Origin of the sequence: Listeria kieliensis (genome assembly GCF_003369925.1) — a bacterium.
Lineage (GTDB): Bacteria > Bacillota > Bacilli > Lactobacillales > Listeriaceae > Listeria > Listeria kieliensis_A.
In genome coordinates this window covers 155547-182311 of sequence record NZ_LARY01000001.1, presented here as the reverse complement: position 1 = coordinate 182311, position 26765 = coordinate 155547, and the positions used below count along the sequence as shown (strand labels likewise).

Here is a 26765-nt window from a genome sequence, read left to right as displayed (position 1 = left end):
TTAAATTTCTGACAAAAATACTAGTCTATTTTTTTTATTTTTAAAACAATGCGCAAAAGCCCCTTAGGAAGAGCTATCTCTTCTTAAGGGGCAACATCTAAATTTTATAAAAAACGACGTAAAATTGTTTTTAGTGGTGGCATTTTAGCCAAATGATGTTCTTCAAGTAATTCGCCACTTTCAAAAGCGAGATAACCTTTCGCTTCATCCCAAACAATTTTTCCAGGAAGTGGAGCCGCATTTGGATCAACACGAACATCAATCAAAACAGGAACTTGATCATCTTTAGCCGTTACAAGCGCTGTTTCAAGTTCTGCACGTGTTTCTACGTGATAACCTTTGCCACCACAAGCTTTCGCAAAAGCAGCATAATCAATATTAGGCAAATCAATCGCATAATTTAATTCACCAGCAGATTGTTGTTCATATTTAATAAACGAAAGCTCCTGGTTATTTAGCAAGACAACAACCATTGGCATTTCGTAATGCACGGCTGTAACAAAATCTTGCATCACCATTGAAAAGCCACCATCTCCAGTGATCGCAATTGTCTGACGTTCTGGAAAAGCGCGTTTAGCTGCTATAGCCCCAGGCAATGCACAGCCCATCGTACCAAGCCAAGCGGAGGTTAGAAACTGATTTTGTTGCCCTAGGTGTAAATAACGTGTGCTCCAAACCGTTGAAGTTCCAACATCAATTGAAAAAATCGTATCTGGCTGAGCAATTTTGCGAATTTCCGCCATCACTGCTTCTGGAGCAAGTGGTTCTCCCGTTTTTGCTTCATCTTCCGCCATCCACTTATTCCAGTTTTCCATATTATGTTGAACCGCTTTTAAAAATGGTCGTTCAGAAACCGTTTCCCCTGCTTCATTCCACTTCGCAAGCACTTCTTTCATATCCCCTACAATTTCAACTGTAGCTGGATAGCGCTTGCTCATGATGCTCGGATTAATATCTACTTGAATACATGAAATCGAATGTTTCGGTAAATAATCTACATAAGGATAATCATTTCCAAGCATTAGTAATAAATCCGCTTCTTGCATCGCTTCATAAGCCGGTTTTGTGCCGATTTTCCCGATATTCCCTAAGTAGTTGGGATGTTCATCAGAAATCACGCCTCTTCCGCGCAGCGTCACAATCACAGGAATATCATACGCTTCTGAAAAGCGCTCTAGTTCTTTCTTGGCACCGAGTGTTCCTGCTCCTGCAAGAATCACAGGTTTTTTTGACTGCCCAATCAGCTTTTTCGCCTGCTCGATTTTCGCTTCATCAATTTGTGGGCGAACCGGATGATACTCACGCTTTTCAAGCGTTTTAGCTTTGACTTGTTTAGCCAAAATATCATTTGGAATCGTAAGTACTGCGACACCTTTTTCTCGGTAAGCCGTTTCAATCGCTTGATCGACTACTTCCGCAATATTATCCGCTGACTCAATCAATTTATTATATACGGCAACATCTTCAAATAAAGTTGGCAAATCAACTTCTTGGAAAAATTTCGTATTGGCAACATCCGTCACCACTTGCCCCGCTAGAACGAGCATCGGAACACGGTCCATCTTGGCATCATACATCCCATTTAATAAGTGAATAGCTCCAGGACCACCAATTGCAAGAGCCACACCGATTTTCCCTGTCAATTTGGCATAAGCAGAAGCGGCAAGTGTCGCAACTTCTTCATGCCGAACATGGATAAAATCAATGGCTTCCTTTTCCTTCCGGAGAGCTTCAACGACCGTATCAATCGAATCTCCTGGCAACCCATAAACATGATCCACATTCCAATTTTCAAGTACCTTAACTAATACATCACTGCCTCTAGTTTTCATTTCAACTGTCCTTTCTCGTTATCTAAAATTCTGCTACTCCTAATCAGTTTCCGAAAATGGTCTATTCCAAACCTAAAAAGTAAAAAAAGCTCATTAAAAATGAACTTTTTTTACTTATTTTCATCAATCAAATCCAAATTGAGCTTCATAAAGCCGCTTATAAACGCCATCACGCTGCATTAAATCCGCATGACTTCCCTGTTCGCTAATCCCTGCTTTTGTCACTACAACAATTCGGTCGGCATGCTTAATTGTTGCCAATCGGTGCGCAATAATTAGTGTCGTTCGCCCTGCCGCAAGCTTATCCAGAGACGCTTGAATAATCCGTTCTGTTTCCGTATCAAGCGCAGATGTCGCTTCATCTAAAATTAAAATTGGCGGGTTTTTGAGAAACATCCGAGCAATCGCAAGCCGCTGTTTTTGGCCTCCGGAAAGTTTGACTCCCCGCTCACCAATTACCGTATCAAGCCCCGCTTCCATGGCATTAACCACTTCTTCTAAATTCGAAAGGCGCAAGACTTCCCAAATTTCTTCGTCTGTTGCATCTAATTTACCATAAGCCACATTTTCACGGACAGTTCCTGAAAAGAGAAAAACATCTTGTTGCACAACACCAATCTGTTCTCGCAAAGACTGTAGCGTAAAACTTTCAATGTTTTCCCCATCCACTTGGATTTCGCCTTCTGTCGGTTCATAAAAACGCGGAAGCAAATTGCAAAGCGTCGTTTTCCCAGCACCACTTGTCCCAACAAAAGCCACCGTTTCACCTGCTTGAATAGAAAGCGAAATATCCGCTAAAACTGGATGCGCCTCGTCATAACTAAATGATACGTGTTGATAAGCAATTTCGCCTTTAAAAGCTGGCGCTTCTTTGGCATTTGTTCGGTCAAAAATTGTTGGCTTCGTGTCAATAATTTCTAGGAAACGTTTAAAGCCTGCAAAACCTTTTGGATAGCTTTCGATAACTGCATTAATTTTTTCAATAGGGCGGATAAAAACATTTGTCAGCAGGATAAAACCAACAAATTGCCCGTAACTGATTTCGCCACGAATGGTATAATATGAACCAAATAAAAGTGCGAACAATGTAATTAAACGCATTAACAAATAGTTAAATGAAAAGCTTAGCCCCATGACTTTGTAAAATTGCAATTTAGATTTCCGGTACATTCCATTTAAGCCAGCAAAACGACTTCTTTCATGCTCCTCATTGGCAAAAGCCTGAACTACGCGCACTCCACTTACTGCATTTTCAACACCCGCATTAAATTCAGCTAAATCGCGAAAAATCCGCGCATTTACTTTCGTCATCTTTTTATTGAAAAATACGATAATAACTGTCAAAATCGGCACCAGAATAAAAGTGGCCACTGCAAGTTTCACGTGGATCGTGAGCATCAAGAAAAAAGCGCCAAACAGCGACATGATGGAAATGAAAACATCCTCTGGCCCGTGGTGTGCCACTTCACCAATTTCAAACAAATCGGTTGTCATGCGCGAAATCAATTTCCCTGTTTTTTGATTGTCATAAAACTCAAACGGCTGCCTTTGCAATTGTGCAAACAAATCGCGACGCATATCGGTCTCAATGTTTAATCCAAGCATATGACCAAAATAGGTCACGATATATTGCATCCACGTATTGACTAAATAGAAAAATAATAAAGCTAATGCAGCCGTTACAATGAGTCCCCAATCCTTTCCAGGCAAAAGCTTATCGATCACCGCATTAACAGCGACTGGAAACGCGAGCTCAAGCAAAGCTGCAAAAACGGCACAGCCAAAATCAAGCGCAAATAGTTTTTTATATGGTGAATAATAGCTAAAAAATCGTTTTAACATCGAAACGCTCCCTTTTTTCATTGAAACTCCATTATAATATAAATCAATTTAGTCTGCAGACTTCTTTTTTTCTTGACGGAACAAAGTAGCGCCGATTAGACTAAAAGTAGTCACACATTAAGGAGGAATTTTATTGAAGTTACTGAATACGTTAACGCGGATCGTCCCTTTGTTTCTCCAGTTCATTTTAAATATCGGACTAATCTTAGTTGGCTTAACACTTGTTGCCTTTTTAATCCGTGAAGCTTACATGATTTTTAACAATCTGTTCATCTCAGATACGGTTACTTCTTTTTACGATATGACCGAGGATATTTTGATTTTCTTTCTCTACTTTGAATTTATCGCCTTAATTATCAAATACTTTCAGTCTGGTTATCATTTCCCACTGCGCTATTTCATCTATATTGGAATCACCGCGATCGTACGTTTAATTATCGTCGATCACACAGATGCGCTCGCAACACTTATTCTTTCAGGTGCAATATTACTTCTTGTCATCGCTTTGTATCTTGCTAATACCAAATTATTAAAACGTGAATAAAAGAGTTAAAAGGAGCAGAAAGACTTTTCGAGGTCTAAACGGATGCTCCTTATTTTTTTGTATAGACCAATTCATTTTTTAAAAATCTCATTTTGTTGATATAAAGCTTTTTATACGTTATACTATCTCCAGATATAAACAATACCAATTATTTTCTGGGGGTTGATGAAGTTTGGATCAAAATGAACTGAAATATTTGCGCTTGCTCGCAAGGAATTATCCAACAATCGCGAAAACAGCGACTGAAATTACAAATTTAGAAGCGATTTTAAATCTTCCAAAGGGAACTGAGCATTTTCTAAGTGACATTCACGGGGAATATAGCGCTTTTGAACAAGTCTTACGCAATGGTTCAGGCGTCGTCAAGCGCAAAATTCGTGATTGCTTTAGCGAAGAAATGAGTGATAGCGAAATCAATACTTTAGCAACACTCGTTTATTATCCTGAGCAAAAAATTGATTTATTGCTCGAAGAAGTGACAGATCCGTGTGCCTTTTACAAAGATACCTTATTTCGACTCGTGGAACTTTGTCAGTATGTTTCGTCCAAATACACTCGGTCCAAGGTGCGCAAAGCGATGCCGGAGGATTTTGCTTACATATTAGAAGAGTTGCTTCATGAAAACTACAACGAAGACGATAAAAAACTTTATTATGAAGAAATTCTAGAAAGCATTATCGAACTTGACCGGGCGAAGGAGTTCATTGCGGCATTGTCCAAATTGATCCAGCGACTCGTTGTCGATCACTTACATGTTGTCGGCGATGTTTATGACAGAGGGCCTTATCCTGATAAAATCATGGATACGCTGATGAATTATCATTCGCTTGATTTCCAGTGGGGCAACCATGACATGCTTTGGATGGGGGCTGCGGCTGGATCTGAGGTTTGCTTGGCAAACGTTGTCCGCATCTCGGCACGGTATTTAAATTTAGATATTTTAGAAGATAGCTACGGGATTTCGCTACGTCCGCTTGCTCTTTTTGCGGATGCTGTCTACGGGGATGATCCTTGTGAATTTTTCCAACCGAAAAATGAAGAAGGCTTGGAATACAGCAACGCCGAGATCACTCAAATTGCGCGGATGCATAAAGCCATTTCGATCATCCAATTTAAGCTTGAAGGCCCAATCATTGATCGCCATCCAGAGTTTGCAATGGAGAGTCGTAAAGTGCTTGACTTCATCGATTATGAGCGAGGCGAAATCAATTTGAAAGGCAAAACTTATCCCCTTCTTGACCAAAATTTCCCGACGATCGATCCGGAAAATCCTTACGCGCTCACGAAGGAGGAAGCAGAAATCATCCAAAAACTCGTGGCTTCTTTTAAAAATTGCGAGCGGTTGCAAAAACACATTTTATTTTTGTATTCCAAGGGGAGCATGTTTTTGACTTACAACGGCAATTTGCTATATCACGGTTGTATTCCACTCAACTCAGACGGAAGTTTTATGGAGCTTGAACTTCACGGCAAAAAATACGCTGGAAAAGATTTATTCGTTCAGTTCGAGCAAATCGCCCGAGAAGGTTATTTCCGGAATGCAGGAACGAAGGAAAAAGAATATGCACTTGATGTGACTTGGTATTTATGGACGGGGCCTGTCTCATCTTTGTTCGGTAAAAGTGAAATGACAACGTTTGAGCGTTATTTCGTGGCCGACAAAGCGACCCATCATGAGGAAAAAAATCCGTATTATAAAATGCGGAACGAGCCAGAAACGTGTGACATGATCTTGAAAGAATTCGGATTAGAAACTTGTGGACATATTATAAATGGGCATACGCCTGTTAAAGAAGGGAAAGGGGAAAGTCCGATTAAAGCAAATGGAAAGATGCTTGTTATTGATGGTGGCTTCTCTCCTGCTTATCACAAAACAACGGGACTTGCCGGCTATACGCTACTCTTTAATAGTTACGGTCTTCAACTAGCAAGTCATCAGCCGTTTACATCGACTGAGGAAGCAATCAAAAATGAAACGGATATCTTATCTACGCGTCAAGTAATCGAAATGGAAATTGAACGGAAGCGAGTACGCGATACGGACAATGGCCAGGAACTCGTACGTCAAGCAGAAGAACTGAAGCAACTTTTGAATGCTTACCGTAAGGGTTATCTCAATGAACACAGATAAATGAAAAATTGTCATAAAACGTTCACAAATCGTGAAACATTAGTATCCATGCAGATTCAGCGGGTTTTATCCGAGATGACGGCAGAAATTCAGATGCATCTTTTTGGAAATTCGTTATAATAGTATTTGTAGTTAGTCATTTCTCATTCTCGTGAAAAGATTATCTATATACAAATCCCCGTCGCCTAAGATTCCCACAGATCTTAGGCCACAGAAAAAAGCACTCGGGCGCTTGCGTCCGAGTGCTTTTTTTATTTTATTTCACAAACCGGAGCATGAAAGCTCGGATGAAATGGAAAAACGGATAGACACTTAAAATAAGTGGTACGTAAACCATAATCATGTTGACGTTTAGCAAGGAAGCTAAGTTGAAAATCGAACCTGTAAATAAGAACAACATGACAAAAGCTGTCATTAAAAGTGTAATCAAAATTTTAATTTTAAAATCGAAAGGTTTAGCCACAGCAATTAACGTAGTGAAGCAAACGGTTCCTGTAAGCAAAACACTTAAAGTTGATGTTTGCGCAAAACTTAATCCCGTTAAGCCGCCAAGCGCATTAATCACGAGCACGTAAGTCACAACGCAAAGCGCAGCTGGCAAGGCATTATGAAGCACTTTCTTCAAAAATTCTCCTTGGATTCGTTTGTAGTTCGGCTTAATCGCAAGGAAGAAGGATGGAATCCCAACGGTCAATGAAGAAATTGGACTAAGCTGAATCGGCTGAAACGGATAGCGACTCGATAGAAACGTATAAATCACTGTCAAAATGACCGAATAAATCGTTTTGATTAAATAAAGTGATGCCACTCGTTCGATGTTGTTAATCACACGGCGCCCTTCTTTTAGCACACTAATCATTGAATCGAAGTTATTGTTGATCAAAACAAAATCAGCCACACTTTTTGAGGCATCACTTCCCTCTGCCATCGCAATACTACAATTGGATTCTTTTAATGCGAGCACGTCATTGACACCGTCTCCCGTCATGGCGACAGTATGACCTTCCGCTTGAAAAGCTTGCACTAGATGCTTTTTCTGATGCGGAGTCACTCGACCGAAAACGACGTAATTTTGTACGAGTTGCCCATAATCTGGATTTTTTCCAACTTGGCTCATATCTACGTAGCGATCGCTGCCGTCGATTTCGGCTTGAAGTGCCACATTGGATACAGTAGCAGGATTATCCCCTGAAATGACACGAATCGAAACACCTTGTTCTTTGAAGTAGTGAAATGTATCTTTCGCTTCTTCCCGTAATTCATCCGTAATTAACACCAAGCCAACAAGTTCAAGTGTATGTTCGGAATCTTCAAATGCACCTTTTTTCTTAGCCAAAGACAGTACGCGGTAGCCTGACTTAGCAAATTCATCAATTTGTTGTCTTTTTTCTGCTGGTAAAGTTTCGAAGACAAATTCTGGTGCGCCAATGATGTATGTACCACGATTTCCAAAAGAAGCCCCACTCCACTTTTTATCCGAAGAAAATGGAAAACGAGCGGTTGCTTCCCAGCCCGGGTCTTCTGTAAAACTCCGCTCAAGCGCAAGGCTCGTCGAGTTTTTGTCTTGTAAGGTATAAATGATCGCCGAAATGCCTTCTTCCACATCTGCTTGCGTAAAGCCTTTTTCAGGCAAAATTTCTGAAACTTTCAAATTACCACTTGTGATCGTCCCCGTCTTGTCAAGGCAAAGAACATCCACGCGCGCAAGTGTTTCGATTGCTGGCATCGTTTTGACCAGCACCTTTTGACGTGCTAAATTGACAACCCCAACCGCAAGCGCGATCGAAGTTAACAGGACAAGCCCTTCTGGAATCATCCCAATCATAGCAGCCGCAGTTCCTAAAATGGCAGCATTGATATCTTGAGACTGTGAAAGTTGTGAGAAAAATAAAATCACACCCAGCGGTACGATTACAAAGGCGAGTATGCGAATAATCATTTTAATTGAGCGTAACAATTCACTGTAAGCCGTTTTTTCTTGTTTTACTTCAAGAGAAAGCTTGGAAACAAAACTGTCTGCTCCAATCGCTGTTGCTTGAACGTGTGCGGTTCCACTTAAAACGAAGCTTCCAGAAAACACGTCATCTCCTTGCTTTTTAATGACCGCATCGGCTTCACCCGTCAGCTGCGATTCGTCGACTTCAAGCCCTGTCGTCTCTAAAACAATACCATCCGCATAAGCCTGATCCCCGCGTCGAACTAGCATGACATCATCCAAAACTAGCTCTTCTTGCTCGATTTCAATTTCCTTTCCTTCGCGGATAACTCGCACCTTACCTTCTGTTAAAATCGTCAGCTTATCAACTTGACGCTTAGCGCGGATTTCCTGAAAAATCCCCATTGCCGTATTGCAAAGCGCAACGCCAAGGAACAATAGATTTTTATAACTTCCTGTGTAAATAATAAAACAAGCGATCGTAAAATTAATTAAATTAAAAAGCGTTAACGTATTATCTGCAAAAATCCGCTGAATACTTCTCGTAAGCGGCTTTAAAGCATGATTTTTCAAGCCAAGACGATCGCGTTCGTCTACTTCCTTCTGGGTAAGACCAAGATATGGATTTAGACCTTCAAGCGGTTTTCGTTTATTCTCTTCCAAATCCATGCACTTCCTTTAGTATGTGTATACCCTTTTAATATAAAAATAGCAGATTCTCGCGCAGTAATCTAACTTTTTTGCTCGTAAATTCAAAATCTTTTTGGCAAGAAACAAAAAAGCCCCCTTGAATCCAAAAACTCAAGAAGGGCTTCCCTTTATTCATTTTCCTTTTCATTTAAACGTGCTTGTTTTCGCTCCATCCGAGCTTTGCGACGCGCTTCGCGCTCCGGATCTTCCGAACGCTCGCGTTTCCGTTTCTCACGTTCGAGTTTGCGTTGTTCCTTCTCCGCTTCACTCAATTTTGGTTTTGCAACCTCTTCTTTACTAGCTTCATTTTCATCTGGAAGAATCTTAGCAAGATCGAGTCCTGCCATCATCGCATAGCGTTTAAAGCGACGCAAAGCATCTTCACGCGTCCCATCCGAAATCGCCTGAGCAACTTCCGGGTTCGACTTATATAGCGCTGAAAAGCGTGTTTCGCGTTTTAAAAACTCATGGAACAAACTGAAATCGGGTTTTTTGAAATCCATCACCATCGGATTTTTACCTTTAGCTAATAGTTCTGGATTATAACGATATAAGTTCCAATAACCGCATTCAACTGCCTTTTCCGTCTCCGAAAGCATCGTCTTCATTCCGGCCGAAATCCCGTGCGCGATACAAGGCGTATAAGCAATAATCAAAGAAGGTCCCGGGAATTTCTCAGCTTCCTCAAACGCTTTGATCATTTGCTTTTTATTCGCGCCCATCGCCACTTGTGCCACATAAACATTCCCGTAGCTCATCGCCATGAAGCCAAGATCCTTTTTACCCATCCGTTTTCCAGAAGCCGCAAATTTCGCAATCGCAGCCATCGGTGTCGCCTTCGAAGATTGACCGCCCGTATTGGAATACACTTCATTATCCATCACAAGCATATTGACATCTTCACCGCTTGCAAGCACATGATCAATACCACCAAAACCAATATCATACGCCCAGCCATCGCCGCCAATCATCCACTGCGACCGCTTAATAAACAAATCGCGCTTGTCATAAAGAGCCCGAAGACGGCTGTTTCCACTCATTTCTGCAAGAAGAGCCAGCTGAAGATCCTCTGCGCGTTCACGTGTCCCTTCACCAATTAAGAAGTTTTCACGCCATTCATTAAGCGAGTGACGCAAGTTCTCAGAGATTCCTTCTTCAAGCAGAATCGCTTCTACTTCCTTCAAAAGCCCTGCTCGCATTGTTTGGTTGGCAAGATACATTCCAAAGCCATATTCCGCATTATCTTCCAAAAGCGAATTGGACCATGCAGGACCATGCCCATTGCTATTCGTCGTATAAGGCGTTGCTGGTGCAGAAGCTCCCCAAATGGAAGAACAGCCTGTTGCATTAGCAATCATCATCCGGTCTCCAAATAGTTGCGTCAAAAGTTTCACGTAAGGCGTTTCCCCACAACCTGCACAAGCCCCTGAAAATTCAAGTAGCGGCTGTTCAAATTGGCTTCCCGGAAGCGTATTTTTCTTGCCCGGATTTTTCTTAGGAGAAACCGATTTGGCAAAATCCCAGTTCTCGCTTTCTCGCTCTGCAATTTCATCAAAAGGCTTCATTACAAGGGCCTTATCTTTCGCCGGACAAACGTGCGCGCAAAGGTTACAGCCCGTGCAATCCATTGGCGAAACTTGAATCCGGTAGGAAACGTCTTTACCTCGCATTTCTCGAGTTGAAAAACTTGCCGGTGCATTTACTTCTTCTGCTTCATTTACAAGCACTGGTCGAATTGCTGCATGCGGACAAACAAAGGCGCACTCATTACACATCGTGCAATTCTCAGAGATCCATTCCGGCACTTCAAGCGCAATCCCACGTTTTTCATAAGCAGCAGTTCCTTGCGGATAGCTACCATCTCCCATGCCATTTTCAATTAGCGTTCCAACTGACAGGGAATCTCCCTTTAAAGCATTCATCGGTTCAAGAATTTGTTCGATATAGCGCGGCTTTTCTGACGCATTCGTTGTAGAAGGCGCAGACGCCACTTCCGCATTTCGCCAAGCATCTGGAACTTCCACTTTTTTCAAATATGCTAGCGTTTGATCCATCGCTGTGATATTTTTTTCCGCCACGCGCATATCTTTTTTGCCATAAGTTCGGATAGCTGATTCTTTCAGTTCTTCAAATGCTAAATCAAAATCCATCACACCAGAAAGTTTGAAAAAGGCTGTCTGCATGACGGTGTTGATCCGTCTGCCAAGCTCTGCCTCTGACGCAATTTTAATCGCATTAATCGTATAAAACTGAATATCATTTTCTGCTAGATAACGCTTCATTTTGGCTGGCAAATGACGCTCTAATTGTTCGCCTTGCCAGACCGTATTAAGCAGAAAAGTACCGCCTTTTTTCAAACCATCTAGCAAATCATAGCTATTTACATAAGCCGCAGTCGAACAAGAAACAAAGTCTGGTTCATGAATTAAATAAGCCGAACGAATCCGATTTTTACCAAAGCGCAAATGCGAAACGGTTAGCCCGCCAGATTTCTTAGAATCATAGGAAAAATAACCTTGCACATTGAGATCCGTTTTATCACCGACAATTTTAATGGCCGCTTTATTGGAACCGACTGTCCCGTCCGAACCAAAGCCATAAAATTTGCACTGAAAAGTATCCTTGCTTGTTAAATCCTTCCGACCAACATCTGGAATGGAAAGGTTCGTCACATCATCTACGATTCCAATTGTGAAGCGAGCTTTCGGATTTTCACTACTTAGGTGCGAATAAACGCCCAGTATCTGGTCTGGTGTCACATCTTTTGAACCTAAGCCATAACGCCCTCCGATAATTCGTTCCGGCCGATTTCCTGCGTGATAAAGTGCACTTTCCACATCAAGAAGCAGCGGCTCACCACCTGCCCCAGGCTCTTTTGTTCGATCTAGCACCGCTAAGCGCTTAACCGTTGCAGGCATTTTTTCAAGCAATACATCAGCTGGGAACGGCCGGTACAATCGAATATTTAAAAGCCCCACCTTGCGATTTTCCAAAAGAAGTGAATCAATCACTTGTTCAATCACAGGCGTAACAGAGCCCATCGCAACAATAATATCCGTTGCATCTTCTGCTCCATAGTAGTTAACCAAATCGTAATCTGTCCCGCGTCGCTTGTTGATCTCGCTCATTTCCTCACGTACAATTCTAGGAATCGCCTCGTAGTAAGCATTTACTGTTTCCCGCTGTTGGAAGAAAATATCCGGATTTTGACTCGATCCAGAAGTCGTTGGATTGTTTGGCGTCATTGCACGCGCTCGGAAACGTTCAAGCGCTTTTTCATCCAGCATTTCTCGCAGTTCATCATACTCTAAAACCTCAATTTTTTGTAGTTCATGGCTCGTTCTAAAGCCGTCAAAAAAGTTAATGAACGGCAAACTCCCTCTAAGTGAAGCTAGGTGCGCGACCGCCGAAAGATCCATCACTTCCTGAACCGAACCTTCCGCAAGCATAGCAAAACCCGTTTGTCTCGCTGCCATCACATCGCTATGGTCTCCAAAAATATTGAGTGCCGCCGCTGCAACCGTACGAGCTGATACGTGAAAAACGGTGGGGAGAAGCTCTCCGGCAATTTTGTACATGTTAGGGATCATTAAAAGCAAGCCTTGCGAAGCCGTATAAGTGCTTGTCAATGCTCCAGCTTTGAGCGAGCCATGCACCGTCCCAGCAGCCCCTGCCTCTGATTGCATTTCCACAACTTTTACCGTTTCACCAAACAAATTTTTCTTTCCTGCTGCTGACCATTCATCAACCAGTTCTGCCATCGTTGAAGATGGCGTAATCGGATAGATCGATGCAACTTCCGTAAACGCATAAGAAATATGTGCGGCAGCCGCATTTCCATCCATTGTTTTCCGTTTTCGCATTCTTTGCACTTCCAGTCTTCCTATAGTTTGTGTAAAACCCATTCCCACTTATTTTACACCAGTTCAATTAAACTCTCAATCTGATTTTTTGATCGCACAAAAACAGCGTAACCGTATTTGGTTACGCTGTTTCGTTTATTCTTCTTCCAAAAATTCGCTAATTAGTTCATAGGTTTCGTCCGTAGCTTTTGATTCCGTTTTGAGGAAACCATGGAGGGTATCATCCAAACGTTTTGCGAAAACAGGAACAGAAGCATCCTTCAATTTTTTGGCATAAGCTTCCCCTTGATCGCGAAGTGGATCAAATTCTGCTGTTATGATAAATGCTTTCGGAAGACCACTTAAGTCTTTGCTGCGAATTGGTGCAACAAGCGGATCATATTTCCGATCAGAAGCATTTTTTAGATATAACTTAAAGTATTTATCGAGCGATTCTTTCGTAAGTACATACCCTTCTGCAAATTGATCCATCGAAGGATAGAGAACAGAGGCATCTCGACTGAAAATATCTGTTGTTGGATAAAGTAAAATTTGTTTGCTGATCTCAGGCCCATTTTTAGCTTTAGCCATTTGAGCAATGACGGCAGCAATGTTACCACCAGTTGAGTCTCCTGCCACAATAAGCGAAGTGCCTTTGTTGCGCAAGCTCGTTTTGTGTGACTGCGCCCAGAGTAATGCCGCATAAGCATCTTCAATTGCCGCTGGGAAGGGATTTTCTGGAGCTAACCGATAATCAACAGCGACTACACGTGCACCCGTCGTTTGTACGAGTTTCCGAGCAATCCCATCATGAGACTGAAGCCCACCCGTTACAAAGCCACCGCCGTGGAAATACAAGATGATATCATATGGTCCTTCTTCTTTCGGCGTATAAATTCGAAGTGGTATTTTTCCACCCGGCCCGTCAATTTTTTTATCTTCCGTTGCACCAATTTCAATATTTTTCGCAGAAGGTGTTGCTTTTTCCTTTAAACGAATATATTTATAACGAGAATCAACATCTGAAAGTGGAGCCGTATTTTTTAGATAGTTTTGCGCAGCTTCGTCTTTTAAGTTTTCCAATACGGATGGATCATACTCACGTTTCCCGACCGCTTTCTTATAAATAAAGAAAACAACAAGAAGTGGAAGTAAAACAACACTGAAGACTAAAATAAACACCCATTTAAATACGTTTTTCAATTGTGCTCAACTCCTTTTAAGTTCACTTGCTAACTTCAGTATATCAGTTTTCAAGAATTAGACCAAACAGGAACCTTTTAGAAATTTTAAGTCAATAGCTACTTATAAAACCTACTTTTTTATAGCTAAGGTATTAAAAATAAAATCGACGGGTATAGTACTTACAAATAGGATGGGAGAGTGGTGAAACTTGGAGGTCTTCAAGCTAAACTTTCAAAATAAAGTGCATACCTATTTTAAAATTGCGGAGCTGTAATCAATACGTCAAAAAAGAAGCAAGAACAGCTAGCTTTTGGGAAACTCATTTAAAAAACAGCATCTGCTCTTCTAGATGCTAAAACCAGGAGGTCCTTTGAATGAATAATAAAAAAACAGCAAGTCACTATTATAAGGGGAAATTCGAAAAACAATTGCAAAAATATCCCGGCTTACAAAGCAAAATGACCCCTATTCCAGATACGGGAGAAAAAACCTATCAAGGAAGTGACAAACTTATCCGCAAAAAAGCTTTAGTAACTGGTGGAGACTCTGGAATCGGTCGTGCAGCCGCCATTGCCTATGCAAAAGAAGGAGCAGATCTTGCCATCAACTACCATCCTGACGAAGAACAAGATGCTCAAGAAGTAAAAGCTTTTATTGAAAAAGAAGGCCGCTTATGCGTTTTGCTTCCAGGAGATTTACGCGAAGAAGGCTTCGCGAAAAAAATGGTAACACGTGCAGCAGAAGCGCTGGGCGGTTTAGACGTGTTAGTACTCAATGCAGGTATCCAACAATACGAATTCGACATTCAAAATTTAACTTCTGAGCAATTACACGACACATTTGAAGTCAATGTTTTTTCCGTTGTATATGCGATTCAAGAAGCTCTAAATTATTTAAGTGAGGGAGGAAGTATCATTTTAACTTCTTCCATTCAAGGTGTGAAACCAAGTGCTCATTTAGTGGACTATGCAATGACAAAAAGCTGTGAAATTTCACTTACAAAAAGCTTAGCAGCACAATTAGGCGGAAAAGGAATACGAATTAACGCTGTCGCTCCTGGTCCAATTTGGACAGCTCTTCAAATTTGCGGGGGTCAACCTCAAGATAGCATCCCTGAGTTTGGACAAAATCAACCACTAAAGCGTGCAGGGCAACCAGCAGAACTAGCAAGTGTTTATGTCTTGCTTGCATCTGATGAAGCTAGTTATATCACAGGGCAAGTATATGGAGTAACGGGTGGGGCTCCCATTAATTAAGACCAAGCGATAACGACCGAAATCGAGGTGAAAAAATAATGCCATGGACTAAACATGATTATCCAAATTCATGGAAAAACTTAAAAGAAGAAGAACGCAAAAAAGCGATTGAAATCGGAAATGCCTTATTAAAAGAAGGCTATCCAGAAGAACGAGCTATCCCTATTGCGACCACTAAAGCAGAAGAGTGGTATAAAAATCATAAGCAATAAAACAGAAGGCTAAAAAACAGCATTCTGCGAGACACTGTTTAAATTCATCACGATGTGGAAAACAAAATGTATAGTCACATATTTAAGGAGAGGATTAGTTTATGCCAAAAAAAATTGCAACGTTACTAACAAATCTTTTTGAAGATGTCGAATTTACAAATCCTGCGGAAGCTTTTCAAAAAGCTGGTCATGACGTTATCACAATTGAAAAAAAAGCCGATAATCAAGTGACTGGTAAACAAAGCGAAGCAACTGTAAAAATTGATAAAGGAATCGATGATGTGCAACCAAACGACTTCGATGCTTTATTTATTCCAGGCGGTTTCTCACCGGATCAGTTGCGCGCAGATGAACGCTTTGTAAATTTTGTCGATTATTTTATAGAAAACGATAAACCTATTTTTGCAATCTGCCACGGACCACAACTTTTAATACAAACGGATAAACTGAAAGGTAGAACTGTAACGGGCTTTACTTCCATTCGTCCAGATTTAAAAAATGCTGGAGCAAATGTAAAAGATGAAGAAGTCGTCGTTGACCGAAATCTTGTAACAAGTAGAACGCCAGATGATTTGCCCGCATTCGATCGTGAATCATTAAAACTGCTACAATAATAAAAAGTCTGGGATATGCTCCCAGACTTTTTTATGTAAGTGACAATGATTTCAGTGTTTCCTGAGCTTCTGTCATCATTTCAGCAATAATTTCCTTACATGGCTTTATTCCTTTTATAAGCCCAGCAATTTGACCAGCCATCACCGAGCCATTTTCAGTATCGCCATCTAGCGCAGCTTTGCGAAGTGAACCAAGTGTCAAAGCTTCCAGTTCGTCGTGACTAACGTGCTCCGCTTCAAGTCGCAAATATTCCTTAATCATCTTATTTTTGATAGAACGAACCGGTGAACCAGCACTGCGACCCGTCACCGTCGTATCTCTATCTCCAGCTTTCAAAACTGCTTCTTTAAAACGTGGGTGCGTTGGGCATTCTTCTGAGGCAAGAAAACGAGTTCCAACTTGCACACCCGATGCTCCTAGGGCAAATGCCGCAACAACCCCTCTACCATCACCAATTCCACCCGCGCCAATAACAGGAATCTCAACAGCATCTTTAACTTGCGGTAAAAGTGCCATCGTCGTCGTTTCGCCAACATGACCGCCAGCTTCCGTTCCTTCTGCAATAACTGCATCAGCGCCAAGCTTTGCCATCTTTTTAGCAATCATAACCGAAGGTACAACCGGTATCACCGTAATTCCCGCTGCTTTCCAAACTGGCATAAAACTTTTTGGTGTTCCAGCCCCAGTTGTAATAATCTTGACTTGCTCTTCCATCAAAACTTCCGTTAACTCATTAATATTACTCATCATCAACATTAGATTAACACCGAATGGCTTATCTGTTAGTGCCTTTGTTTTACGAATCTCAGCTCGCAACTCATCTCCAGTCATTCCACCAGAAGCAATAATCCCCAGCCCGCCGCCATTAGAAACAGCTGCAACAAGTGGTGCCTTAGCAATTTGAGCCATTGCTCCTTGAATAATTGGATACTTAGTTCCTAAAAGAGTTGTAATTGACATGATGTTGTTCCTCCTCGTCGTTGCTTTTTCAACATTATATCAAACAATAATTAAAAAAGTCTACACCTCTTCTATAACCACTCTTTCAAGTTCGAACTAGGTTTATGTTTATAAATCCTTCCCGACTCGCAGTCCTTTAACGTCGAAAAACCGTATGAACAAGTCTTTCATAAGCTGTAAAAAAAGCTGGGATTTCTTCTTCAGAAAGCCCAGTTGTCATCGCATCTAAAACACCCATATAATACCATTTTTGTTCGTTGTAACCCCGTTTAAAGTGATTCCAAACACGGTTTCCTTCCATACTCATAGCATAGCGAATAGAAGACAGATTATCTAACTTATCTGCCACAATCAAAGCTTTGACTTCAAGATTCCCATTGCGAACAGTCTCAATCGTATGAGACTTTCGTTCTTCCCAGCTTTTCGATTTATCTTCGGTATGTGCCATAACAAGGTTAGCGGTTTTTTCACCAAACTCGTTTACAATATCTGTACGTGTGACATCCGTGTCTTCGACGACATCATGGAGTAATCCAGCAGCTACTACATATTCAGGAAATCCAGCCGAGCTCAAAATTCGCGCAACATTGAAGGGATGGGAAAAATATTTTTCACCGGTGATTTTTCGTTTTTGACTTGCATGTGCTTTCCTTGCAAATTCAAGCGCCTTTTCATACATATTAATCCCGCCTCTCCGTCGCTTATTTGGCTTTCAGTATACAGAATGGAGAGGTGGATCGCCAGCTAAAACAGCTTTTACATTCGCGACAGCCATATCCCCCATTTTTTCACGTGTTTCTATGGTGGCATTCCCAATATGAGGCGTTAATACCACATTTTCAAATGTCGCTAACGCTTTACTTACTTGTGGTTCAAATTCAAATACATCTAAAGCCGCACCAGCAATTTCCTTTGCTTCAAGTGCTTTAATAAGCGCTTCTTCATCGACCACTTTTCCACGAGAAGCATTTACTAGAAAAGCAGAGTTCTTCATTTTTTGAAAGGTTCCTTTTTGGAATAAATGATAGAGTTCATCGCTGTAAGCAGCATGAACAGAGATGACATCACTTTCTTTAAGCAATTCCTCTTGAGAAACAAATTGCGCGTTCCATTTTTGCGCGACTTCTTTTGGACGGTGCCCAGAATAAATAATTTTCATCCCAAATGCAAAAGCACGTTCGGCTACCGCTTGACCAATTTTCCCAAGTCCGATAATTCCAAGCGTTTTCCCGTATAATTCCCGTCCTAAGAAAAACGTTGGCGCCCAGCCTTTAAACTCTTCTGGATGCATTCTTAGAAGTCGGTCACCTTCTGAAATGCGACGCATTACATCAAGTATTAAGCCAAAAGACAGTTCCGCGGTAGACTCAGTAGATACTTTTGGGGTATTCGTTACAACAATGCCTAGTTCTTTTGCTTTTTGAACGTCAATGTTGTCAAACCCTGCCCCTACATTAGAAACAATTTTTAAGTTTGGACTAGCCACAAGTACATCACTCGTTACAGGAGCTGAAAGTGGACAAATGATAGCTTCTGCTTCTTTTGCTCCACTTTTCAGTTCTGCTTCAGAGATTTTTCCAGTGCCCGACCAAAAGGTGGCACCCATTTGTTCCAATGCTTCTTCCGTTTTTTTCAGTAACTTCCCTGCTACAAAAATCTTTTGCATGTTTTTCGCCTCTATTCGTAAAATTGAATGCTCCTGCCATTTAAAGGCTGTACCGGACGATTCGTTCCACCAATCACTTTTTCGAGCGCTCGATGCGCAACATGTCCCATCGTTTGTCTATTTTTCATGACAACCCAACGAATTCCTTCGACAGTTGGTGGCGTTGTTAGCGATCCTTCATAAGTAAAGTATGCTTTTTCTTCAGGTAAAAAATCCGTAATATCAAGTGAAAGCTCACGTTCAATTGAAAAATCTTTAAAAACTTCTGGAAACACGCGGCGTATGTCGGTCATGTCAATAGACACATTTGTTCCAACATCCATAAAGGCACCTAATACAAGTTTTTCACCGCGCGCATTTTCATGTACAAAGTGCCATTCAATGGGATAGACCGCTGCGTCTAACAAATGCTCGCTTGGAATGTGAGCATGAAAAGCCACTAAGCGATACGTTTCATTTTGAAAAACAAGTGTTTGATTCGTTTCTTGTGGAAATAAATGGACTGAGTTTTCAACCCGTTTTACTAAGTAAGGAATCCGTGAATAGTTTGTTTCAAGCGGTTTTCCTTCAAGTGGTTTGATATCTTTTATACAAATATCGATCGGTGATTGTTTCTTTCCAGATTGCGCAATCTCGAAGTCGGAACAAATTTGTCCCCAATGCTCAGGTCCTTTTTCTCCATCATAGGACCATTTAATTGAATATGCTGGCATATATGTAACCCCCATTACTTTTTGCTCATTTCATATTTTAACGTAAAACTTCTACCCATTTCAATTATTGCCACTTACAAAGTGTTTTTAAACCTATCCCTCTTTTTTATGATGGCTCTAATTAAGTTTGTAAATTTACAATAATTATAAAATATTCTTCTTTTTCATCACATAAATTTCATTTTTTATCTTGTTACACGCGACAAAGTACCATTCTGTTACAAACTGATTTTGATATGCTATTAATGTAAAGAACTTATCTAAAAAATCTCTTTTATTTACATTTATTACAAATCATCTCTTAGCAAAAGGGGGAGCAACATGAAATATCTAAAAACAAAGCTATTTGTTCTTGCAGCGGTTACGGTTATTCTTATAGCACTATTTTTTTTTCGTGACACCCGAACTTCAAGCAACAGATGTTCAAGTGTCCGATTTAACTTTGACAACTAAGGAAACTTCTCTCGCAGCAGATCAGCTTTTACAGGTAACCATTCAAGACAAAAATCCAACAGACACAAAAGTAATGCTACCACTAAATGGTAATCTTTCGTATCTCTCTGTCAGCAAGACAAATGCTGTCGTGACAAAGGATGAGCAAAACGAGCAGTTAATCATTGACTGGCCTGATACAAAGGAAAAAGAAGCCACTTTAACTTTTAAGATTTTACAGCCTGGCAATTACTCTTTGATGGCCAAGACACTAAGAAATCAGCAAATCGTTCATTCAACACCGCTCACCATTAAAGCAACAGAGCCAACAAGTGACACGCTTTTTTCGGATAAACAAAAGACACAGATACCAAAGCTAGAAAGCCGTTCAATGCCCCCTACAAGCGACATTGTTCAACCTGCAGATTTTGATAACCAAAGTTGGCTAATCAATGAAGTGAACAAACAACTTTCTCCAAAAGAAATTGGCACTAATTTGACTTTTGAAGATTTAAAGAAAATCCAAACGATTAAACTTGTTGGAGATGGAATAAGACATTTGACCGGAGCAATTCCAGATGGTATTAAATATTTAACTAATTTAACCAACCTGACTGTAAATAACCAAGACTTTTCTGGATCATCAATCCCTGAAAGCATTGGAGAACTCAAAAATTTACAGATTTTATCTTTTGATACAGATGAACTGTCAGGAACTATCCCAGCAAGTATCTTTAATTTACCTAACATAAAGATGATTGACATAAAGGCTAATAGGCTAACAGGAACTATTCCTTCTAACATTGGAAATGCACAAAATTTAAAGCAACTTTACCTCGGTCAAAACGAATTGACTGGTTACATTCCAGACTCAATTGGTTCGTTCAAGCAAATCAACGTTATTAATCTTGATCAAAATCAGCTCACAGGGCCTATTCCAAAATCATTTTTAAAACTAGATTCGCTGTTTCAGTGTAATCTAAACGATAACATGTTGGTTGGACCTATCGATGACTTTGCTAACTTGTTTGCAAAACTAATTAAAATATACGGAAGTAGAAGTTTCAACTTGAGTAACAATGAACTCAGCATTATTGATCCTAAAACTTTTTCGATCTTTAAAACTGATAATCCAAACAATGCCGAACGACTTGCAAAAAATATGTTTCACGTTGATTATCCAAACAACAATGGTGTTTATGAACTCCCACTTACTAGGTATATAAACCTTAACAACACTGTGGGATTCCCAATGCCACCTGGATCCAAACTCTATCTATTTTCCCAAACGGCAAAATACTCCCTTAAACTTGGAAAACGAAACCTTGCAGGTACTTCATTACTTAAAGATAATCTTTCCAAAGCACATCGTTATACGATTTGGGATTCTGATGGAAAAATGGTTTATGACGGATTGCCGGATGATAATGCCTCAATTGTTGTCCCAGAAGAACAAGTCGCTTATACGGTTCAAATTGATAATCCAAATCCTCCGTTGAAAACTACTATTAATGATACAAACCTTCTTGGTTATTCGATTGCTGGATTTCGATTAAATTTTCATACACTGACTTCCTTCAAATCGACTACTCCTGAAAATGTTGATCCTAAAACCAATACTATTAAAGGTGAGGTTGGAGACACCTTTAGCATAGAAGCAGATATTGAAGGGAAGGGCATACCATTTTATCCAGGCATCACCATCTATCACACGCCTGTGTTTAATGACCGTTTCCAACTCGTGACCATCGACTACCTTTTGTCACCTGAAATGAACGGAAAGATCTCGATTGATCCTAAATCTTTCAAGGTTAATGGGGAGCCTCCTGTCAGGGTGGATCCTATTACAAATGGCTATAGGCTAGAACTGTTTGATCCAGTTGTCCCTGCTCTACAAGGTCAGGGAACACCACTTAAGGTAACTTTTAACGTTTCTACTCTTGCACCGGTATCGCTAGAAGAAGGGAAAAACGCTATCCAAACTTTTTTAATGTTATTTAATGGACCGGGAGTACCTCCCGTCACTGAAAACTCTACTGCTAATGTCTCTGTTAAAAGAGGGTTGCTACAATTTCGCGATGTTCCAGCAACACTTGAATTTGAAAAAGGGGAAATTTCTGGCCGCCCTGTTTTAATCCAGCGAAAAGATCCAAATTGGCAGCTCTCTGTTGAAGATTCACATATAAAGCCGAATACCTGGCAAGTAAAAGCTAGACTCCTTACTCCTTTCACAAATCAAAAAAATCAAGGTTTGCCAGACAGCTTAGTTTACAGGCAAGATGGTCAACCGGACAAATTGATTAACACAACTGGTGATACAGTAGTTTACACTGGAAAAGGGGATGGTTTAAACGATTACTATTCCGTTTCATGGTCTAAAAATGAAGGCCCCGTTATTAAAGTTCTACCAGGTTTAGCTCGGGTAGGTAGCCCTTATGTCGGACAAATTCAGTGGACGCTTTCGAATGCACCTGTCTAAGTAATAACAATACTGCCTTTCTAGTTCTGTTTATAGTATAATGAAGCAAAACTCAAAAGGTGGAATTAAAATGCGCTATATCGCTCTTTTGCGTGGTATTAACGTTGGTGGAAAGAATAAACTTTCCATGGCAGAATTGAAGGAGTCGTTTAGAGCTCGATCTTTTTCAGACGTGATCACTTACATTAATAGCGGCAATATTTTATTTTCCTCTGACCGAGATGATGTGGAACAATTGAAAAGTCATGTAGAGGAACTGATTTTAGCCGACTTTTCGCTCGAAATCCCTGTAACACTGATTACTGGTGAAGAACTGATTGAATCACTCTCTTACGCGCCTGATTGGTGGAATAACGATCCGGATTCAAAGCACAACACAATTATCGTTATTCCACCGGCAACGCCTGCCGAGATTGCTGAACAAATCGGTGAGATCAAACCTGAATATGAAAAAATCAGCATACACGGCCAATTCATTTTTTGGTCTGCGCCACTTAAAACCTTTTCAAGATCGCGTTGGTCAAGAATCGTAAAGACAAGCGCATACCAATCCATTACGATTCGTAACGCCAATACGACCTTGAAACTGGCCGAGCTGGTGCAAAAATAACTTCAAAAATAGCTAGGCGCCCCACGGGCGCCTAGCTATTTATTTGCGATACATTTTAAATTCAAGGAAGAGTTCGTTATAGTGAGCGAGCATACGTTTTCCAAGATTATCATAGACTTCTAGGTTGTGCAGTTCGTCTAGGTTGGGGTAAAATCGTTTATCGCTTGAAATGTCTTTCGGCAATAGTTTTTCTGCTGCTAGATTGGGCGTTGAATAGCCTACATATTCTACATTTTTAGCTGCGTTTTCTGGCTTTAACATGAAGTTGATAAAGGCATGCGCTCCGTCCACGTTATTCGCGGTTTTCGGGATGACCATGTTGTCGAACCAAAGATTCGATCCTTGCTTTGGAATGACATAATCGAGGTCTTTATTCGCACTGAGAATTTCAGAGGCTTCCCCGGAAAATGTAACGGCAACGCCTGCTTCACCATCAGCCATGAGAAGCTTAATTTCATCGCCAACAATTGCTTTTACGTTTGGTGTCATCTTTTTGAGTTTGCGAAGTGCTTCATCTAGATGCGCTTCGTTTGTATCATTCAGAGAGTATCCGAGACTATTGAGACCAATTCCCATGACTTCCCGTGCGCCATCAATTAATAAAATTTGGTTCTTCAGATCCGCATCCCAAAGTGCATCCCACGTGGAAAAGTCTTTATTTGGAAATTGTTTTTTATTGTAAATGATTCCAAGTGTCCCCCAGAAATACGGCATCGAATATTTATTGCCTTCATCAAATGACAAATCCATAAACCGGGAATCAATGTATTTGGCATTCGGTAGTTTTTTATGATCAAGTGGAATCAAAAGGTTTTCTTGCTTCATTTTGTTAATCGCATAGTCACTTGGAACTGCCACGTCAAAAGTCGTCCCACCTTGCTCAATCTTTGTCATCATCGCTTCATTGGAATCGAAGGTTTGATAGATGACTTTCATGCCGCTTTCTTTTTCAAATTTCTTGATTAAACTCGGGTCAATGTAATCGCCCCAATTGTAAATCGTTAATGTATTTCCTCCAGCGTAACCTTCTTCGCGATTCATAAAATGTGCGAGAAGCATCATGACGAGGGCAAGGAGAATCACCGGGATGAAAATTTTAAGCAGTGATTTCATCGTTTATTCGCCCCCGTTCTTGTGGTTTTGCTTGTATTTTTACGGTTGATGAAGTAATAACCGATCACAAGGAGAATCGTGAACAGGAAGATCAGGGTTGAAAGGGCATTAATTGACAAGGATATGCCCTGGCGTGCCCGTGAGTAAATTTCAACGGATAAAGTCGAAAAACCGTTTCCTGTCACAAAAAATGTAACGGCAAAGTCATCTAATGAATAAGTGAGCGCCATAAAAAAGCCTGCAAGAACGCCTGGAGCAATGTAAGGTAAAATGACTTTTGATAAGACTTGCCACTGGCTCGCGCCTAAGTCCCGCGCGGCGTCAATCAAAGTCGGACTCATTTCTTGGAGTTTTGGCAGCACCATGAGCACAACGATCGGAATGCTGAAGGCGATGTGTGAAACTAGCACGGATGTAAAGCCGAGTTTTAATCCAAGAAGGGTGAAGAAAATTAAGAAGCTTGCACCGATAATCACATCAGGGCTGACGATCAAAACATTATTCAAGCTGAGTAATGAATTCTTGCCCACGGGTTTTGGCATAAACCGAATGGCTAAAGCTCCGCAAATCCCGATCGCTGTTGCGATTACAGAAGAAAGTAGCGCAATCACAAAGGTGTTTAAAACGATCACGAGTAAGCGTGTATCCGCGAAAACTTCACGGTAATAGTCAAGCGTAAAACCTCCAAAGCCGTGCATCGTTCCGCTTGAATTGAACGAATAAAACATCAAATAAAAAATCGGGGCATAAAGTACGATAAAAATAAAAATGAAATAAAGATGGCTCCATTTTCGTTTTTTCATTTTTTAGCCCCCTTTCTCCGTTTAGTTCCGGTTAGAAACATAATGATGATCATCGCGATAATCAAGAAAACGCCGATAGTTGAGCCCATTCCCCAGTCTTGCGTCACAAGAAAGTGTTCTTCAATGGCTGTCCCCAGTGTAATCACACGGTTTCCTGCGATCAAACGTGTAATCATAAAGAGTGAAAGCGCCGGAATGAAAACAGCTTGACAGCCTGATTTCACGCCATCTGCGGTTAGCGGGAAAATCACTCGGCGAAATGTTGTAAAATTGGACGCCCCAAGGTCGCGAGAAGCTTGAATGAGCGACGGATTAATTTCTTCGATCGCATTAAAAATCGGCAAAATCATGAAAGGAATGAAAATATACGTTGATACGAACAAAAAGCTAAAATCGGTAAAAAGAATTTGCTGTTGTCCGATTCCGACTAAATCCAAAAATTGATTAGCCGCTCCGTATGTGCCAAAAATCCCAATAAATGCGTAAGCTTTAAGCAAAAGGTTGATCCAAGTTGGTAAAATGATCAGCAAAAGCCACAGCTGCTTATGTTTTAATTTCGTCAGCAAATAAGCGGTCGGATAGGAAATGAGCAAGGTGAACAAAGTGATTAAAAAAGCGTACCAAAATGAACTCAATGTCATTTTCAAATAAACGGGCGTAAAAAAGTGCTGATAGTTGCTAAATGTAAAATTTCCATCGACATCAAAAAATGAATAATAAACGATCAATAAAATCGGCGCAACGACAAATAAAATAATCCAAAGAATATAAGGAACGAGATACAAGTTTCTTGCTTTTCTAGTCATTCACTTACGCCTCTTCGTAGCTTTCTAAGCGCTTGTCAAATTCTTCTTCTGTTTCTCCGAGTCGCATGACGTGAATCGCTTCGGCATCAAAAGCAAGCCCGATTTTATCACCGATTTTGGCTTTTTTGGTTGTATGGACAAGCCATTCATTGCCATCAACGTCGATACAACCCATTTCATAATGCACGCCGCGGAATAATACCCAATCGACTTCTACTTGTAGCTTTCCTTTGTCAGCCGCTGTAATTTCAAGATCTTCTGGACGAATCACGACTTCAACAGTTTCATTTTCATTAAAGCCTTGGTCGACACATTCAAAACGACGATTGACAAATTCCACTTCAAAGTCTTGGATCATCTTGCCAGAAACGATGTTCGATTCCCCAATAAAATCAGCAACAAAACGGTTAATCGGTTCATCGTAAATATCAATCGGCGAACCACTTTGTTGAATTTCGCCTTTATTTAGCACAAAAATTTCATCACTCATCGCAAGCGCTTCTTCTTGATCGTGCGTCACAAAAATAAAGGTGATTCCTAATCGTTTTTGGAGGTCGCGAAGTTCGTACTGCATTTCTGTTCTTAGTTTCAAATCCAGTGCGGAAAGCGGCTCATCTAAAAGAATAACTTCGGGTTCATTTACGATTGCCCGTGCAATAGCCACCCGTTGTCTTTGCCCACCTGACATTTCACTGATTTCACGTTTTTCATAACCAGATAGATTGACAAACCGCAGCGCTTCTTGCACTTTTTCATCAATAGCCTTTTTATTTAGCTTTTTGATTCGAAGACCGAATGCTACGTTTTCAAATACATTTAAATGTGGAAATAACGCATAATCTTGGAAAACCGTATTGACTGGGCGCTTATTGGCTGGTACGGTATTGATTTTCTTCCCGCCTAAATAAATATCGCCTTCTGTTGCTTCTAAAAAACCCGCAATCAAACGCAAAATCGTTGTTTTCCCACAACCTGATGGTCCAAGCAAAGTGTAAAATTTCCCTTTTTCAATTTCAAAACTCACATTTTTCAAAACGGGTTCATCATCGTCAAATTGTTTCGTGACGCCGTTAAAACGAATAATGGATTCTGTCACTT

The 26765-nt window shown here is 40.7% G+C and carries 20 protein-coding genes; 7 read left to right on the top strand and 13 right to left on the bottom strand.

All coding sequences use genetic code 11. The annotated features are described in order from the left end of the window. Positions 1-104 precede the first annotated feature (104 nt). Complete coding sequence (locus tag UR08_RS00945; protein ID WP_115751805.1) at positions 105-1832, bottom strand: pyruvate oxidase; 1728 nt, start codon at positions 1830-1832, stop codon at positions 105-107. A gap of 123 nt (positions 1833-1955) precedes the next feature. Continuing rightward, complete coding sequence (locus UR08_RS00940) at positions 1956-3674, bottom strand: ABC transporter ATP-binding protein (RefSeq protein WP_115752671.1); 1719 nt, start codon at positions 3672-3674, stop codon at positions 1956-1958. A 133-nt stretch (positions 3675-3807) separates the two neighbouring features. On the opposite strand from UR08_RS00940, the gene psiE reads away from it, so the two are divergent. Continuing rightward, positions 3808-4218, top strand: a complete 411-nt coding sequence (psiE, locus tag UR08_RS00935; protein WP_115751804.1) for a phosphate-starvation-inducible protein PsiE — start codon at positions 3808-3810, stop codon at positions 4216-4218. Positions 4219-4390: 172 nt separating this feature from the next. Then, a complete protein-coding gene (locus UR08_RS00930) occupies positions 4391-6349 on the top strand; it encodes a fructose-1,6-bisphosphatase (RefSeq protein ID WP_115751803.1) in 1959 nt (652 codons plus the stop codon). Positions 6350-6605: 256 nt separating this feature from the next. Here UR08_RS00930 and UR08_RS00925 read toward each other — a convergent pair whose 3' ends face one another. The 3 genes from UR08_RS00925 to UR08_RS00915 all read right to left on the bottom strand — a co-directional run bounded on the left by UR08_RS00925 (position 6606) and on the right by UR08_RS00915 (position 14020). Then, positions 6606-8948, bottom strand: coding sequence for a cation-translocating P-type ATPase (locus UR08_RS00925; RefSeq protein WP_240616005.1), 2343 nt, complete (start codon positions 8946-8948; stop codon positions 6606-6608). A 155-nt stretch (positions 8949-9103) separates the two neighbouring features. Beyond that, positions 9104-12838 (bottom strand): pyruvate:ferredoxin (flavodoxin) oxidoreductase, encoded by a 3735-nt coding sequence (gene nifJ, locus UR08_RS00920; protein ID WP_115751801.1) that lies wholly within the window; start codon positions 12836-12838, stop codon positions 9104-9106. A 135-nt stretch (positions 12839-12973) separates the two neighbouring features. Further along, a complete protein-coding gene (locus tag UR08_RS00915; protein WP_115751800.1) occupies positions 12974-14020 on the bottom strand; it encodes an alpha/beta hydrolase in 1047 nt (348 codons plus the stop codon). Between the two features lie 356 nt (positions 14021-14376). Here UR08_RS00915 and UR08_RS00910 point away from each other — a divergent pair, with 356 nt between their 5' ends. The 3 genes from UR08_RS00910 (at position 14377) to UR08_RS00900 (ending at position 16084) form a co-directional block, all read left to right on the top strand. Then, complete coding sequence (locus UR08_RS00910; protein ID WP_115751799.1) at positions 14377-15258, top strand: SDR family oxidoreductase; 882 nt, start codon at positions 14377-14379, stop codon at positions 15256-15258. A gap of 38 nt (positions 15259-15296) precedes the next feature. Next, positions 15297-15470, top strand: a complete 174-nt coding sequence (locus UR08_RS00905; RefSeq protein WP_115751798.1) for a DUF2188 domain-containing protein — start codon at positions 15297-15299, stop codon at positions 15468-15470. A gap of 101 nt (positions 15471-15571) precedes the next feature. After that, positions 15572-16084, top strand: a complete 513-nt coding sequence (locus UR08_RS00900) for a type 1 glutamine amidotransferase domain-containing protein (RefSeq protein ID WP_115751797.1) — start codon at positions 15572-15574, stop codon at positions 16082-16084. A gap of 31 nt (positions 16085-16115) precedes the next feature. On the opposite strand, the gene UR08_RS00895 is transcribed toward UR08_RS00900, so the two are convergent. The 4 genes from UR08_RS00895 to UR08_RS00880 form a co-directional block, all read right to left on the bottom strand. Then, positions 16116-17045, bottom strand: coding sequence for a nitronate monooxygenase (locus UR08_RS00895; protein ID WP_115751796.1), 930 nt, complete (start codon positions 17043-17045; stop codon positions 16116-16118). Between the two features lie 136 nt (positions 17046-17181). Then, positions 17182-17724, bottom strand: a complete 543-nt coding sequence (locus UR08_RS00890) for an HD domain-containing protein (protein ID WP_115751795.1) — start codon at positions 17722-17724, stop codon at positions 17182-17184. A 33-nt stretch (positions 17725-17757) separates the two neighbouring features. Beyond that, the gene (locus UR08_RS00885) at positions 17758-18711 is read right to left on the bottom strand and encodes an NAD(P)-dependent oxidoreductase (protein WP_115751794.1); all 954 of its coding nucleotides are present in this window, start codon (positions 18709-18711) and stop codon (positions 17758-17760) included. Positions 18712-18722: 11 nt separating this feature from the next. Then, entirely contained in the window at positions 18723-19424 is a 702-nt protein-coding gene (locus UR08_RS00880) for a carbonic anhydrase family protein (protein ID WP_115751793.1), read from the bottom strand. A gap of 442 nt (positions 19425-19866) precedes the next feature. On the opposite strand from UR08_RS00880, the gene UR08_RS00875 reads away from it, so the two are divergent. Both UR08_RS00875 and UR08_RS00870 read left to right on the top strand, forming a co-directional pair. Then, positions 19867-22335, top strand: a complete 2469-nt coding sequence (locus UR08_RS00875) for a hypothetical protein (protein ID WP_133296327.1) — start codon at positions 19867-19869, stop codon at positions 22333-22335. Between the two features lie 70 nt (positions 22336-22405). Next, the gene (locus UR08_RS00870) at positions 22406-22945 is read left to right on the top strand and encodes a DUF1697 domain-containing protein (protein WP_115751791.1); all 540 of its coding nucleotides are present in this window, start codon (positions 22406-22408) and stop codon (positions 22943-22945) included. 39 nt (positions 22946-22984) lie between these two features. Here the strand turns inward: UR08_RS00870 and UR08_RS00865 are convergent, their stop codons facing one another. The 4 genes from UR08_RS00865 to UR08_RS00850 are packed head-to-tail and all read right to left on the bottom strand — an operon-like array spanning position 22985 to position 26763. After that, positions 22985-24058: an ABC transporter substrate-binding protein gene (locus UR08_RS00865; protein ID WP_115751790.1), complete on the bottom strand. Its 1074-nt coding sequence runs from the start codon at positions 24056-24058 to the stop codon at positions 22985-22987. Beyond that, positions 24055-24861 (bottom strand): ABC transporter permease, encoded by an 807-nt coding sequence (locus UR08_RS00860; RefSeq protein ID WP_115751789.1) that lies wholly within the window; start codon positions 24859-24861, stop codon positions 24055-24057. Before UR08_RS00860 ends, UR08_RS00865 begins: the two co-directional genes overlap by 4 nt. Next, a complete protein-coding gene (locus UR08_RS00855) occupies positions 24858-25667 on the bottom strand; it encodes an ABC transporter permease (protein ID WP_115751788.1) in 810 nt (269 codons plus the stop codon). Before UR08_RS00855 ends, UR08_RS00860 begins: the two co-directional genes overlap by 4 nt. 4 nt (positions 25668-25671) lie before the next feature. Further along, positions 25672-26763: an ABC transporter ATP-binding protein gene (locus tag UR08_RS00850; protein ID WP_115751787.1), complete on the bottom strand. Its 1092-nt coding sequence runs from the start codon at positions 26761-26763 to the stop codon at positions 25672-25674. Positions 26764-26765 lie beyond the last annotated feature (2 nt).